This is a genomic window from Streptomyces griseoruber (genome assembly GCF_001514205.1).
GTDB lineage: Bacteria > Actinomycetota > Actinomycetes > Streptomycetales > Streptomycetaceae > Streptomyces > Streptomyces griseoruber.
Genome location: NZ_KQ948769.1, coordinates 126686 through 140551, shown reverse-complemented (window position 1 = coordinate 140551; position 13866 = coordinate 126686). Strand labels below are relative to the sequence as shown.

The following is a 13866-nucleotide window of genomic DNA, read 5'->3' as shown; positions in this document are numbered from 1 at the left end:
CCAGATGGAAATGTCCGCGGCTGTGCACGTTCGCCAGTTTCTCAACTGTCGTCCCGGCGCGCATGCTGACGGTCCGAATGATGTACACCGGCCCGGCACGGAGGGCGGCCGGGTGCGGCCCTGCCCGGGTGGCCGATCGGGTGCCCGATCAGGTGCCCGATCAGGTGGTCAAGGGCACCCCCCGGCGTCCTGTAGAGTTACGACGTCAGCAGGCGCCGCTAGCTCAGTTGGTTAGAGCAGCTGACTCTTAATCAGCGGGTCCGGGGTTCGAGTCCCTGGCGGCGCACAGACGGCAGAGGCCCTTCGCGGAAGCGGGGGGCCTTTCGCGTTGGCGCGGTCGACGGTCGCCGTGATCAGCGGGTGAGGCCCAGCGCGTACTCCGGCCACCAGGCGCCCGCCTTCGGGCCCCCCTTGCACTCCCCGTCCGACTCCCCCGGGCTCTTCACCCACAGGTAGGCGTCCACGAGGGGGTCGGCCGTCCTCGTGGTCGGCGGGGTGCCCAGGGCCCGGCCCGGGGGGTTGCACCAGCGTTCCGCCGGGTCGCCCTCGCGGTACGGACCGTTGCCGTTGCGGCTGGTGTCGACGACGAAGTGCTTCCCGCCGACCGCGGCGGAGAGCTGTCTGCCGTACGCCAGGGAGTCCCCGGTGGAGTAGAAGTTGGAGACGTTGACCGCGAAGCCGTCGGCCCGGGCCACGCCCGCCCGCAGCAGTGCCCGGTCCATCCCGTCGGTCCGGCCCCGGCCCGCGTTGCCCGCATCCAGGTAGACCCTGGTGTTCTTCAGGGACTTGAGGGTGGTGACCGCGTCCTCCAGGAGGGCGTAGCGCTCCTCGCGCAGGTCGGCCGGGGTGCAGCCGTCGACCAGGTGGAGGAGCGCGTCGGGCTCCACGACGACGAACGCGCGGCGGTCGGCGATGCCCCGGGCCACCGCGGCGATCCAGGCGCGGTACGTGGCGCCGTCGGCCGCGCCGCCCCGGGAGTACCGGCCGCAGTCGCGGTGCGGGATGTCGTACAGGACGAGCAGCGGGACGCGCCCCGCCCGCTCGGCGGCCTCGGTGACGACACGGGCCCGCGCCTGCGGCTCCTCACCGCCGAGCCACTCCCCGGTCGCCCGCTCGGCGATCCGCCGGACCGCCGCCGCCTCGGCCTCCTCGCCCTGTCTCTCGTAGACGGTGAGCTGACGGGCGGCCGGGCTGCCCGGATCGACCCAGAAGGGGCCGCTCTCCCCGGGCGGGGCCTCCCCGGCCGGGCTCACCTCGGCCGTGCTCCCCCCGGCGCCGGACTCGGTGCCGCCGTAGGGGCCGGCCCTGGTGTCGTCGGTGTCCGAGGCGCACCCCGTGAGCAGCAGCGCCGCGCCCAGCAGGGCCGCGGCCCCCCTCCTGGCGTCCATCCGGATCCCCCTCGGGCGGTCAGGTGCGGCCGGTCAGGTACGCCGACACGATCACGTTCGCCGTGTAGCTGCGGCTCGCCCGGTCGAAGGTGCCGCCGCAGGTGATCAGACGGAGTTCGGCGCGGTCCGCCTGCCGGGTGCCGTAGGCCTGCCGGGCGTCGAAGTCGGCGCGCTGGACGACCTCGACCTGGTCCACGGTGAACTCGGCGACCCTGCCGTCGTCCCGGACCACCCGGATCGTCTCGCCCGCCCGCATGGTGCTGAGCTTGTAGAAGACGGCGGGGCGGGTCTCGGTGTCGACGTGCCCGACCATCAGGGCGGTGCCCTTGGCCCCGGGTTTCGCCCCGGCCGCGTACCAGCCGACGACGCCCGCCTGGTCGAACGGCGGCGGGTCGATCCCGCCCTCGGCGTCCAGGCCACGGGCGACGACCGGTGCCTGGACGCCCAGTTCCGGGATGTCGATGCGCTGGGGCAGCGCGGAGGTGAGCGGCGTGGCCGCGGGCGGCAGATCGGCGTCCGCCGGGCGGCCCACGGCGGCCACGTCACCCGTGGTCGGCGCGGACGCCCCCGGCCGTACGTCGGTCACCTCGCGCCCCCACAGCCACAGCCCGAGCAGCAGCACCGCCCAGGCCACTCCGGTGACCAGACGGCCGGAGGAGCGTTCGGGGTCGGCCATCGCTCAGCCCGCCCCGCGGCTCCGGCGGGCGGCACGGCCGGCCCGGGCGCCGCGGGCGCCCCGGTACGCCACCACGGCCGCGGCCACGCCCGCCAGCACCAGTCCGGTGACGGTCTGTGCCGTACCGGGGCCCTCCACCCGGGCCTCGTCGGCGGCGGCGAGCGGCGCGGTGCCGCCGCCGCCCGCGTGCACGGGGGCGATCGGGGAGGCGGGCGGGTCGCCGGGGACCGTCGGCTGCACGGGTGACTGCGACGGCGACCGGCCCGACGCCACGATCGTGATCCGGCCCTTCACCTGGAAGTCGACGCAGGTGATCCGCACGTCGTAGGTGCCGGCCGTGATCGAGGAGCGGACCCGGGTCTCGCCGACGAGGGTGCCGCCCGTGCCGACGAGGCGGGCGTCGGCGACGAAGGCCGTCGAGGCCGCGGTGGCGGTCTTCCCGCCGCAGCCGCTGACCTTCAGGACGACCTCGGAGCCGGGTGTGGGGGTCTCGGGCGTCACGGAGACGCTGCCACCCTTGTCTCCGCCGTCCTCGGCGACGGCGTGGGCCGTGGGGAGGAGTACCGCGGCGGCGACCGCGGCACCCGCACAGAGCGTGACTTTCAGTGAACTCATCGTGAACCTCCAGCTATCTGGAGACTCCCCCGTCGAGACCCGGTCCGCATCCTCTGGCGGGGTCCCACTGCTCCGTACGGGTGGGTTGTGGCGCCGGCCGGGTTTCGGATCCGGCGCCCGGGTGCGGTGTCCGGCGGCCGGCGGCTCAGATCCGGTCGACGAGGTCCGCGATCGAGTCGACGACCTTCGAGGGGCGGTACGGGAAGTTCTCCACCTGCTCGGGCCGGGTCAGACCGGTGAGCACCAGGAAGGTCTGCATCCCGGCCTCCATGCCGGCCAGCACATCGGTGTCCATGCGGTCGCCGATCATCGCGCTGGTCTCGGAGTGCGCGCCGATCGTGTTCAGGCCGGTGCGCATCATCAGCGGGTTCGGCTTGCCGGCGAAGTACGGCTGCTTGCCGGTCGCCTTGGTGATCAGCGCGGCGACGGCCCCGGTGGCCGGGAGGGGGCCCTCGGTGGAGGGACCGGTCTCGTCCGGGTTGGTGCAGATGAACCGGGCGCCGTCGTTGATCAGCCGGACCGCCTTGGTCATGGCCTCGAAGGAGTAGGTGCGGGTCTCGCCGAGGACGACGTAGTCGGGCTCGTGGTCGGTGAGGATGTAGCCGATGTCGTGCAGGGCGGTGGTGACGCCGGCCTCGCCGATGACGTAGGCCGTGCCGCCCGGCCGCTGGTCGTCCAGGAACTGGGCGGTGGCGAGGGCCGAGGTCCAGATGTTGTCGATGGGCACGTCCAGACCCATGCGCCGCAGCCGGGCGTGGAGGTCACGCGGGGTGTAGATCGAGTTGTTGGTCAGGACCAGGAACGGCCTGCCGGACTCGCGCAGCTTCTTCAGGAAGGCGTCGGCTCCGGGGATCGGGACGCCCTCGTGGATGAGCACACCGTCCATGTCGGTGAGCCACGACTCGATGGGCTTGCGGTCTGCCATGTGCGGGATCTCCTGCCGATCGCGGGTGCGGCTCCAGCCTAATCACCGCCCGATCTTGAGGGAATGCCCGGAATCGGAGCGTCCACGGGCTGGGACCGGAGCGGCTCAGTTGCGGCGGCGGGCGAGCAGCAGAGCGATGCCGGCGGCGACGAAGCAGGCGGTGGCGGCGAGGAGGGCGGAGGTCGAGCCGAGGCCGCTGCGGGCGAGTTCGGCGGCCTCGTCGGCGAGGGAGGGGCCGCCGGTGGAGCGGGGGGAGAGGGCGGGGGAAGGGGAGGGCGAGGTGGCGGGGATGGTCCCGGGGGCGGTCGTGGCGCCGCTCTCGGTGGGGGGCTCGGTCTCGGGGGCGGCGCTCGCGCGGGGCTCGCCCTCGACGGCGAACCGGTAGTCGTTCGACTGTCCGATCCAGTCGCCGTCGTCGCCGTGCCGCTGGACGAGCGCCGCGTTGGCGGTGATGTCGTCGGGCGCGGTGTCCGAGGTGAGCGCGAGCCGCACCTCGACGGTGAGGGTCTCGCGGGGGGCGACCGTGAAGCCGGGGAAGGCGCCCGGCTCCCCGTCGGGGCCGTCGGTGAAGGCGCCGACCAGCTCGTCCTCGTCGGTCGTCTCGAAGCGGACGGGATGCGGCCGGCCGTCCGCGAAGAAGTCGAGGTGGGGCTGGCCGGGCCGCAGGGCGCGCCCGGAGTCGACGAGGACGACGACCGGGTGGATCCCCGCGCAGGCGCGGTCGGTGGTGTTGGTGAGGTCCAGGTACCAGGTGCCGTAGCCGCCGCCCGCCCGGTAGGAGTCCGGGCCGCCGTGCAGCCGGGTGGTGAGGGGGAACGCGGCGGCGTCGGAACCGGTGCAGGGTGCGCCGTCCTCGGCGTGCGCGGGCACGGCGAGCAGCGCGGCGGCCGCGGCGACGACGGCGGCTGCGGTCGCCGTCGTGGCACGGCGGAGGGCGTCGGGCGTAGGCACTCGCATGGTCATGTGAGCCTGCCGGGCGGAGAAGGACAGGGGACGGCGACACGACCGTACGACTATGCGATGTGCTGGTTTTTCACCCCTTTGATGCAGTGCGTTCTCTTCGATGCAGCTGATGCAGTGCGTTCCCTTTGATGCAGCGCGCTTCCGGTGAGGGAGCGTGATGCGGCTGCCGCAGCGTGATGCGGCGGGCGCCCTCAGCCGTCCCCCCGCCCGAACACCGGCGCGAGGAGCAGCTGGGCCGCGCCGTCGGCGACCACCCGGTCCCCGCCCGGGGCGAGCCGCACCGGTACGGCGCCCTCGGGCGATCCCTCGCGGCGGGCGCGGTCGGCGAGCACCGAGGTGACCCCGCGGACGAACGGCCCCGGTGCCGCCGTGACCGTACGGCCGCCCAGCAGGACGAGGTCGATGTCGAGCAGTCCCACGAGGTTGGCGGCCCCCTCGCCGAGCACCCGGGCGGCCTCGCTCACGTCCCCCTTGCCGATGGCCGCGAGGCACAGCGCCTCGACGCAGCCCCGGTTGCCGCACCAGCAGTGCAGCCCGTCCATCTGGATGACCTGGTGGCCGAACTCACCGGCCCCGGTGCGCGCGCCCCGGTGCACGGTCCCGCCGATCACCAGCCCGGCCCCGAGCCCCGTACCGAGGTGGAGGTAGGCGAAGGAGCCGCGCTCGCCGCCGACGGCGAGTCCGAGGGCGGCGGCGTTGGTGTCCTTGTCGACGACGACGGGCACCCCGAGGCGATCGGCGAGGGCGTCGCGCAGGGGGAAGCCGTCCCATTCCGGGAAGCCGGTGACGCGGTGGAGCACACCGTGGACGTGGTCGAGCGGGCCGGGCAGCGCGACCCCGACGCCGAGCAGCGAGCCGCCCGCGGCATGCCCCAGTTCCTCGGCCTCCCGCACCACCGTCTCCAGGACCGCCTCGGCGCCCGCGCCCAGGTCCAGCGGCACCCGCCGCTCCCCCACCACGCTCGCGTCGAGGTCGGTCAGCACGGCCCGCAGTTCGTCGCGGTCCAGGTGGACGCCGACGGCGTGCCCGGCGTCCGGGACCAGGCGCAGCAGCGTGCGCGGTTTGCCGCCGGTCGAGGCACGCTGGCCCGCCTCGGCCGCGAACCCTTCCTCCCGCAGCCGGGCGGTGATCTTGCTGACGGCCTGCGGGGTGAGTCCGGTGCGGTCGGCCAGCTCCAGCCTGCTGATGCCGTCCCGGCCGGCCGCCCGCAGCAGGTCCAGTACCAGCGCGGCGTTGTGGTTGCGCAGGTCCGGCAGGTTCACGCCGGCCGTGCGCCCGCTTCCGTTCGTCCCGTTCACCCTTCCATTCTCCCCCCTGCTTGCACTTTGGCAACAGCGTTGCGAAAGTGGGTTCCATGACTGGACGCAAGACTGGCGGGATCCCTGTGCGCGTGGGCCTGATCGGCTACGGCCTCGCGGGCTCGGTCTTCCACGCCCCGCTGATCGCCGCCACCGAGGGCCTCGCCCTGGACACGGTGGTCACCTCGAACCCCGAGCGGCGGGAACAGGCCCGCGCCGAGTTCCCGGACGTACGGCTCGCCGCCACCGCCGAGGACCTCCTCGCCCGCGCCGACGAGCTGGACCTGGTCGTCGTCGCGTCCCCGAACCGCACGCACGTCCCGCTGGCCACGGCCGCCCTGAAGGCGGGCCTCCCCGTCGTCGTGGACAAGCCGGTCGCCGGCACCGCCGCCCAGGCGCGCGAGCTGGCCGCCCTCGCCGACGAGCAGGGCCTGCTCCTGTCCGTCTTCCAGAACCGCCGCTGGGACAACGACTTCCTGACCCTGCGCGCGCTGCTGGCCGACGGCGAGCTGGGGGACGTACGACGGTTCGAGTCGCGCTTCGAGCGGTGGCGGCCGCAGCCGAAGGGCGGCTGGCGGGAATCCGGTGACCCCGCAGAGATCGGAGGTCTGCTGTACGACCTCGGCAGCCATGTCGTCGACCAGGCACTGACGCTGTTCGGCCCCGCCGCCTCCGTCCACGCCGAGGTGGACGTCCGCCGCCCGGGCGCGGAGGCCGACGACGACACCTTCATCGCGCTCACCCACACGAGCGGGGTCCGCTCCCACCTCTACGTCTCCGCCACCACCCCCCAACTCGGCCCGCGCCTGCGGGTGCTGGGCTCGACGGCGGGCTATGTGAAGTACGGCCTGGACCCTCAGGAGGCGGCCCTGCGCGAGGGCGAGCGCCCCGGGCCCGGCTGGGGCGAGGAACCCGAGGAGCTGTGGGGCCGCGTCGGCGCCGGTGAATCCCCCCTGACCGGCGGCGGACGACCCGTACGGACCCTCCCCGGCGACTATCCCGCCTACTACGCTGCGGTGACCAAGGCACTGATCGACGGCGGCCCCAATCCGGTGACCGCCGTCGAGGCGGCCGCCGCCCTCGACGTCCTGGAGGCGGCCCGCCGTTCGGCACGAGACGGAGTGGTGGTGACGCTGTCATGAGCACCCACGAGCTGACCCCGAAGTTCACCCCGGAGATCACCCCGAGCCTGGAGGAGCTCCAGGCGCAGGAACGACGACTGGTCTTCCGCCAGTTCACCCACGAGGACGCGTGGGCGCTCGGCTCGCTCCTGGTGGAGATGGCCCGCGAGCGCGAGGCCCCGGTGGCGGTCGACATCCACCGCTGCGGACAGCAGCTCTTCCACGCGGCCCTGCCCGGCTCCGCCCCCGACAACGACGCCTGGATCACCCGCAAGCGCCGTGTCGTGGAACGCTTCGGCGCCTCCTCCTACCTGGTCGGCACGCGCTACCGGTCCAGGGGGACGACGTTCGAGGAGTCCTCCCGCCTGAACCAGGACGAGTACGCGGCCCACGGCGGTTCGTTCCCGATCAACGTGGAGGGCGTGGGCATCGTGGGGGCGGTGACGGTCTCCGGCCTCCCCCAACTGGAGGACCACCGGTTCGTGGTGGAGGCACTGGAACGCTTCCTGGAGAAGTACCTCTAGGCGAGACGCCTTGTGGTCGGGGGCGCGGGAAACTGCGCGACGAGCCGCCGACGGCCCGCAGCCGACGCACCACCGCAGTTTCCCGGCCCCCGGAGCGGGAGCCGTTCACGCGTCCTTGAACTCCTGCCGCTGACGCCCGAGTCCCGCGATCTCCAGCTCGACCACATCCCCGGCCCGCAGGAACGGCTTCGGCTCGGGCGCGCCCAGCGCCACCCCCGCCGGCGTGCCCGTGTTGATCACGTCCCCGGGATAGAGCGTCATGAACCGGCTCACGTACCGCACGACCTCCCCCACGGGAAAGATCTGCTCGGCCGTGGTCCCGTCCTGCTTCAGCTCCCCGTTGACCCACAGGCGCAGCGACAGCTCCTGCGGATCACCGACCTCGTCGGCGGTCACCAGCCACGGCCCCAGGGGATTGAACGTCTCGCAGTTCTTCCCCTTGTCCCAGGTCCCGCCCCGCTCGATCTGGAACTCCCGCTCGGACACGTCGTGCGCCACCGCGTACCCGGCGACATGCGCGAGCCCCTCCTCGGCCGACTCCAGATAGCGGGCCGTACGCCCGATGACGACCGCCAGCTCCACCTCCCAGTCGGTCTTGACGGACCCCCGGGGGACGAGCACGGTGTCGTACGGCCCGACGACCGTGTCCGCCGCCTTGAAGAAGATCACGGGCTCGGCCGGCGGCTCGGCGCCGGTCTCCCGGGCGTGGTCGTGGTAGTTCAGCCCGATGCACACGATCTTGCCGATGCGGCCCAGCGGCGGCCCGATCCGCAGCCCGGTCGCGTCGAGCGCGGGCAGCTCGCCGGCCTCGGCGGCCGCGCGGATCCGGCCGAGCGCGGCGGCGTCGGCGAGCAGCGCCCCGTCGATGTCGTCCACGAGACCCGACAGGTCCCGCAGGGTTGCGTCGGCATCGAGCAGCGCGGGGCGCTCCGCGCCCGCCGTACCGACTCGCAGCAGCTTCATGATCACCATCTCCGGGTGCAGCCATCGGATGACTGGCCGATCCTCCAAGCTGCGCGTGCACTCCGCAATACCCGGTTCACGTACTGGACCGTCACCAGGGTCGTCACCGGTAGAGCGCGGCCCGCTCGACCGCGCTCCAGGTCGTGCTGGTGATGACGTACAGCGCGGCGGCGAGCGGGACGACGGCCACGGTGACCAGGGTGAAGAAGGACAGGAACGGCATGACCTTGGTGATCGCGCCCACGCCGGGCACGTCCTGGCCGGTGCCGGTCTCGGGCAGCGGGACCCGCCTGGCCCGCAGGAAGTTGAACGTGGCGACCGCCGCGACGACGGCGAACAGCGTTAGGTAGACCAGCCCGGCCGGCCCGAACGGCCCGTCGCCGCCCAGCGCGTCGGCCCAGCGGTCGCCGAGCGGCGCGGCGAGGAGCCGATGGCCGAGCAGGGCGTTGGCCTCGCCGCCGATCGAGGTGCTGGAGAAGAGGTGGTAGAGGAGGAAGAAGGCGGGCACCTGGCAGAGGCTGGGCAGCAGTCCGGACAGCGGGGACACCTTTTCCTCGGCGTGCAGGTCGAGCACCGCGCGCTGGAGCTTCTCGGGGCTGCGCGCATGCTTCCTCCGCAGCTCGGCGATCCTCGGCTGGAGCGCCGCCCGGGCCTTCTGACCACGGGCCGCCGCCCGGGACAGGGGGTGGACGAGGAGCCGTACGACAGCCGTGAACAGGACGATCGCGGCGGCCGCGGCGGACGGGCCGAACAGCGGCTGGAGCAGGTCGGCGAGGTGCTCGACCAGGGTGGCGAAAACGGACATGGGTGAGGAGCCCTCCGGGGGTCTCGTCGTGCCGGAACTGCGGAAAAGAGCGGCATGACGACCCGCGCGGGGTCACGGGGAGAGAACGGACGTGCCCTACGCGGCGGTCGCCGTGAGGGCACGGCCGGGCGCGCGGGGGCGGGGCCGGCCGGAGGCGTCCGGGTCGCGTTGCGGCAGGAAGGCCGTACGCCGGGCGCGGTCCCTGATGGCCGTACGCACCCGGGTGGGCGGTACGGCGGGCGCGCTGCGGGACGCGACCACGGCGCAGACCGCGAGCGCGGAGGAGGCGGCGGCGGTCGCGGCGAGCGCGACGGCGGCCGAGAGGCTGCCGGTGTCGAGGAGGAGGACGTCGAGGACGAGGAAGAGCAGCAGCGGCGCGGAACGCGCGGTGAGCCGCTTGCGCAGCATGTCTCCCCCTGTCTCTTGTCCGTCTCTTGTGCGTCTCTTGTGCGTCTCTTGTGCGTCTCTTGCGCCGGTCCCCACCCTGAGGACGCCCTGGACCGGTACCAGGGTTCCACACCGGGGCGGTCGGTGACGACACAACTCCCGGCTTGTACCAACGGTTTGACACAAGAAGCCGCTCCCGGCATCTTGTACTCACCACTTGATACAAGCATTCCACCGGGGGACGACATGATCGACACCGTCACGCCCGACAGACTCCTGGCCCGCGCCGACCTCTGTGCCCGCTGGGCCGGGCTGGCGCTCGGGGCGGCGGTCGCCCAGGGGCTGGCCACCATGGACACCGAGGACATGGCCATGCCGTTCGTGGCCGCCGTCACCGCCTTCGGACTGTGCGCGGTGGGCGGGGTGCTGCTCGGCGACTCCCTCACCCCCGCCCCGCAGGACCGGGTCCGCAGGGCCGCCCTCTCGCCGCGCCGGGTCCGCGACCACGTACCGCCCCGGATGGCCCGGCTGCTCGTCTTCCAGTCGGGGTTCCTCGTCCTGCTGCTGACGATCGGGGTCGCCGCGGCCGACGCCGACCGCGCGGGCCACAGCGGCCGGGCCCTCGCCGTCACCTGCGCCGTCGGCCTGACCCGCCGGCTCACCCCCTGGCCGGGCCTCTACTACGCCACCCCGGTCCTGATCTCCGTCACCCTCGGCACCGCCGCCTGCGCCTGGGCCCTGCGCCGCATCGCCCACCGCCCCGGCGAGAACCAGCAGCGCCACGACCGCAGTTGGGCGATCACCGCGGCCTGGGGCCTGCTCGTCTCCAGCCAGCTGCTACTGGTCCTGGGGATGATCGGCAGGGTGCTGTTCTACTCACGGTGCGCCGGAATGCTGGGCAACATCACCGCCCTGGTGATCTACCCGCTGGGCCTGCTGAGCCTGTTCGCCCTCGGCTGGTCCGTGTTCACCATCGTGGTCCCCCGGGCTGTCGACGATGAATGAGGCCGCCGTCCGCGTCGACACGACCAGCCAGGTACCGCCGTACGAGCAGATCCGCGCGCAGCTCGCCACCCTGATCCTCACCGGCCGGCTGACCGAGGGCGAACGCCTGCCGACCGTCCGCCAGCTCGCCGCCGACCTGGGCCTCGCGCCCGGCACCGTGGCCCGCGCCTACCGCGAGCTGGAGGCCGCCGAACTGATCCGCACCCGCCGCGGCGCCGGCACCCGCGTCGCGGCCCTCCCCACCGGGCCGGTCCGCTTCGACCCCGCCCAACTCGCCAACCTGACCCGCGATTTCACCGCGGCGGCCCGGGCCCTCGGCGCGGGCACGGAGGCGATCCTCGCGGCGGTACGGGAGGCACTGGGGAGCGAGGGGTAAAGGGGTGCGCCCCTCAACGGCGGACCCCCGCGTGCCGCGTGGGAAGGCTCAGGGAGAACACCGAACCCGCGCCGGGTTCGCTGGCCGCCTCGGCCGTTCCGCCGTGCGCGGCCATGAGCTGGCGGACGATGGCGAGGCCCAGCCCGCTGCCTCCGGTGCGGCGGCTGCGCGACTTCTCCGCGCGCCAGAACCGGTCGAAGACGTGCGGCAGATCCTCGGGGGCGATGCCGTTGCCGGTGTCGGCGACGTCGAAGACGATCCGCTCGTCCTGGGAGGCGCGGGCGTCGCGGGCGTCGCGGGAGGCGCGGGCGTCGCGGGAGGCGCGGGAGGCGCGGGCGTCGTGGGAGGCGCGGGCGTCGTGGGAGGCACGGGCGTGCCGGGGGTCCCGACCGTGCTGGGCGTCCCCGGGGTCCCAGCCGTCCTGGACGTCCCCGGGGTCCCAGCCGTCCTGGACATCCCCGGGGTCCCAGCCGTCCTGGACATCCCCGGGGTCCCAGCCGTCCCGAGCGCCCCTGGCGGGTTCGCGGCGCGCGGTGAGGGTGATCGTGCCGCCGGCCGGGGTGTGGCGGATCGCGTTGGAGACCAGGTTGCCCAGCGCCTGCCGCATGCGGACGGGATCGGCCTGGAGCCAGAGGCCGTCGTCGGCCTTCGTCAGCAGGACGACCCCGGCCGTGTCCGCCGCGACGCGGTGCGCGGCGGCGACCTGGGCGAGCAGTTCGTCGGCGCGCACGGATTCCGGATGCAGACGGAGCGTGCCCGCGTCGGCGGACGCGAGATCCTGGAGATCGTCGATGACGCGCTGGAGCAGCAGCGCCTCTTCGTGCAGGGAGTCGAGCAGATCCGGGTCCGGTTCGACCGTGCCGTCCCGGGTGACCTCCAGCCAGCCGCGGATGTTGGTGAGGGGGGTGCGCAGTTCATGGGCGATGTCGCTGATCAGTGCCTTGCGCTGGGTCTCCAGCCGCTCCCGCCGGTCGGCGAGGTCGTTGAACGCCTCCGCCAGGACGCCGGTCTCGTCGCGCGTGGTGACCGGGACCCGGAGGTGCAGCTCGGGCGGCTGCTGGGCCGCCCGGGTCAGCGCGCGCAGCGGTCGGACGAGCCGGGTGGCGACCACCGCGGTCACCGCCACGGTGAGGGCGAGGACAAGACCGGCCGCGCCGACGACCTTGGCCTTGTTGGCCGGTGACATGTCGAAGCGCGGAGCGACGGTGTCCCCGCTCCCGAGGAACAGCTCGGCCGCGGGGGCGATGTACGGGTCGAGCTGGGCGCGGAGCGCACTGTCCACGCAGGCCTGCGCCGAGCGGCTGGTGGCGGTGTCCTGCCGGCCGTCGTACACCTCGAAAAGGGCCCGGGGCCGCAGGGTCCGCTCCCAGGGGCTGATCCTGACGTAAAGGGGCGAGTCGAGCTTCACCTGCTGTCGGGTCAGACAGGACTCGGCTGCCCGCGTCAGCGCGTCCACGGCCCTCTTCTCCGTGGGCATCTGCACATAGATGGAGTCGCCGACGCACCGCTCCGAGTCCTTGCCGGAGACGGTCTCCCCGTCCTCGTCGACGAGCAGCGGACGCCCGGTGGGCGTCAGTACGAGCGCGCTCCGCAAGCCGTTGCGTGCCAGGCACTTCTGCCGCTTCTGGGCCACCGCGCGCAGCTCGGCGCGCTCAGCGCTCGTCAACCGGAACGGCCCGACGGCCCGCGGATCGATACCGCTGTTCTGCGCGCCGGGGTCCGTGAAGGTGTCGGTGTGCAGGGGGTCGACGGTCGCCGCCGCCCGGGGCGGCAGCGAGGCGCCGCGCGCGGCGGAGTCGACGATGACCGTCCGGTCCACGGTGGTCAGGGCGATGCGCCGGCCCGTCTTCGCCGACAGGGCGCGCACGGTGCCCTCGACCTCACTCCAGTCGGCATGGGCGGCGGCGTACCCGCTGAGACGTTGCAGGATGTCCATGTCGTCGGCGAGGACCTGCCCCTGTTCCTCGCGCAGGGCGCGGGTGGTGGTCTGCACGGCCAGCCAGGCGGTCGCCGCGACGGAGCACACGGCGATGAGGACCGAGGTGATCAGCAGGCGTACGAGGAGACGCTTGTGCAGCGGGATGCCCCGGCTCACGCGCGGTCACCGCTGAGTTTGTAGCCCACCCCGAAGACGGTCAGCAGCCGGGCGGGTCTGCGCGGGTCCCGCTCGGTCTTCTTGCGCAGGTTCATGATGTGCACGTCGATCGCCCGCTCGGTGGAGGCCCGGTCGATACCCCGGGTGCACTGCAACAACTGCCGCCGGGAGAAGACCCGTTCGGGCTCGGAGGCCATGGCGAGGAGGATCTCGTACTCGGCCGGGGTCACCTCGACGAGCGCGCCGTCGCAGCGCACTTCGTGCCGTAGGAGATCGACGGTGATCCCCGCGGCCCGTACGACGGGATCCTCGCTGCGGCCGGCGGAGCGCTCGCTGCGCCGCAGGACCGTGCGGATACGGGCCATCAGCTCGCGCGGGCTGTAGGGCTTGGTCATGTAGTCGTCCGCGCCGATCTCCAGGCCGAGCAGCACATCGTCCTCGGTGGAGCGGGCGGTGAGCATGAGCACGGGGATGTCGTCGTCGCGGCGCAGCTCGCGGCAGACCGCGTACCCGTCGATGAGCGGCAGCATGAGATCCAGGACGACGAGGTCGGGCCGGTGCCGGCGCGCCGACGCGAGCGCGGCCGAACCGTCGTGGACGACGGTGGCGGTATGCCCCTCCGCCAGGAGGGAACGGCGTATCAGTTCCGCCTGCTTCTCGTCGTCCTCGGCCACCAGCACGTATGCGCACACGCGGCCGATGCTAGGCGGACGGAAGCGTGAGCA

Annotated in this window: 15 protein-coding genes and 1 tRNA gene; 5 read left to right on the top strand and 11 right to left on the bottom strand. The window is 73.4% G+C overall.

Annotated features, from left to right (window positions below; translation table 11 throughout):
- The first annotated feature begins 212 nt into the window (after positions 1-212).
- A tRNA-Lys gene (locus AQJ64_RS19430) sits at positions 213-286 on the top strand.
- 67 nt (positions 287-353) lie between these two features.
- Here the strand turns inward: AQJ64_RS19430 and AQJ64_RS19425 are convergent.
- The 6 genes from AQJ64_RS19425 to AQJ64_RS19400 all read right to left on the bottom strand — a co-directional run bounded on the left by AQJ64_RS19425 (position 354) and on the right by AQJ64_RS19400 (position 5865).
- Positions 354-1388 (bottom strand): glycoside hydrolase family 6 protein, encoded by a 1035-nt coding sequence (locus AQJ64_RS19425; RefSeq protein WP_059202807.1) that lies wholly within the window; start codon positions 1386-1388, stop codon positions 354-356.
- 19 nt (positions 1389-1407) lie between these two features.
- Entirely contained in the window at positions 1408-2064 is a 657-nt protein-coding gene (locus AQJ64_RS19420; protein ID WP_059202806.1) for a class F sortase, read from the bottom strand.
- 3 nt (positions 2065-2067) lie between these two features.
- On the bottom strand, positions 2068-2679 hold the full coding sequence (locus AQJ64_RS19415; protein WP_059202805.1) for a hypothetical protein: 612 nt from the start codon (positions 2677-2679) through the stop codon (positions 2068-2070).
- 145 nt (positions 2680-2824) lie between these two features.
- Positions 2825-3604 (bottom strand): HAD-IIA family hydrolase, encoded by a 780-nt coding sequence (locus AQJ64_RS19410; RefSeq protein ID WP_059202804.1) that lies wholly within the window; start codon positions 3602-3604, stop codon positions 2825-2827.
- A 105-nt stretch (positions 3605-3709) separates the two neighbouring features.
- Positions 3710-4561 (bottom strand): hypothetical protein, encoded by an 852-nt coding sequence (locus AQJ64_RS19405; protein ID WP_107120614.1) that lies wholly within the window; start codon positions 4559-4561, stop codon positions 3710-3712.
- A gap of 197 nt (positions 4562-4758) precedes the next feature.
- The gene (locus AQJ64_RS19400) at positions 4759-5865 is read right to left on the bottom strand and encodes an ROK family transcriptional regulator (RefSeq protein ID WP_055633874.1); all 1107 of its coding nucleotides are present in this window, start codon (positions 5863-5865) and stop codon (positions 4759-4761) included.
- A 56-nt stretch (positions 5866-5921) separates the two neighbouring features.
- Here AQJ64_RS19400 and AQJ64_RS19395 point away from each other — a divergent pair, with 56 nt between their 5' ends.
- Both AQJ64_RS19395 and AQJ64_RS19390 read left to right on the top strand, forming a co-directional pair.
- Positions 5922-7007: a Gfo/Idh/MocA family protein gene (locus AQJ64_RS19395; protein ID WP_055633875.1), complete on the top strand. Its 1086-nt coding sequence runs from the start codon at positions 5922-5924 to the stop codon at positions 7005-7007.
- On the top strand, positions 7004-7510 hold the full coding sequence (locus AQJ64_RS19390; protein WP_055633876.1) for a heme-degrading domain-containing protein: 507 nt from the start codon (positions 7004-7006) through the stop codon (positions 7508-7510). Before AQJ64_RS19395 ends, AQJ64_RS19390 begins: the two co-directional genes overlap by 4 nt.
- A 105-nt stretch (positions 7511-7615) precedes the next feature.
- Here AQJ64_RS19390 and AQJ64_RS19385 read toward each other — a convergent pair whose 3' ends face one another.
- The 3 genes from AQJ64_RS19385 to AQJ64_RS19375 form a co-directional block, all read right to left on the bottom strand.
- A complete protein-coding gene (locus tag AQJ64_RS19385; RefSeq protein ID WP_055633883.1) occupies positions 7616-8473 on the bottom strand; it encodes a fumarylacetoacetate hydrolase family protein in 858 nt (285 codons plus the stop codon).
- A 103-nt stretch (positions 8474-8576) separates the two neighbouring features.
- A complete protein-coding gene (locus AQJ64_RS19380; RefSeq protein WP_055633877.1) occupies positions 8577-9278 on the bottom strand; it encodes a YidC/Oxa1 family membrane protein insertase in 702 nt (233 codons plus the stop codon).
- Positions 9279-9374: 96 nt separating this feature from the next.
- On the bottom strand, positions 9375-9686 hold the full coding sequence (locus tag AQJ64_RS19375; protein ID WP_055633878.1) for a DUF6412 domain-containing protein: 312 nt from the start codon (positions 9684-9686) through the stop codon (positions 9375-9377).
- Positions 9687-9911: 225 nt separating this feature from the next.
- On the opposite strand from AQJ64_RS19375, the gene AQJ64_RS19370 reads away from it, so the two are divergent.
- A complete protein-coding gene (locus AQJ64_RS19370; protein WP_055633879.1) occupies positions 9912-10670 on the top strand; it encodes a hypothetical protein in 759 nt (252 codons plus the stop codon).
- A complete protein-coding gene (locus AQJ64_RS19365) occupies positions 10663-11046 on the top strand; it encodes a GntR family transcriptional regulator (protein WP_055633880.1) in 384 nt (127 codons plus the stop codon). Before AQJ64_RS19370 ends, AQJ64_RS19365 begins: the two co-directional genes overlap by 8 nt.
- Before the next feature lie 13 nt (positions 11047-11059).
- Here the strand turns inward: AQJ64_RS19365 and AQJ64_RS19360 are convergent, their stop codons facing one another.
- Both AQJ64_RS19360 and AQJ64_RS19355 read right to left on the bottom strand, forming a co-directional pair.
- Positions 11060-13141 (bottom strand): sensor histidine kinase, encoded by a 2082-nt coding sequence (locus AQJ64_RS19360; RefSeq protein WP_055633881.1) that lies wholly within the window; start codon positions 13139-13141, stop codon positions 11060-11062.
- Entirely contained in the window at positions 13138-13833 is a 696-nt protein-coding gene (locus tag AQJ64_RS19355; RefSeq protein WP_055633882.1) for a response regulator transcription factor, read from the bottom strand. Before AQJ64_RS19355 ends, AQJ64_RS19360 begins: the two co-directional genes overlap by 4 nt.
- Positions 13834-13866 lie beyond the last annotated feature (33 nt).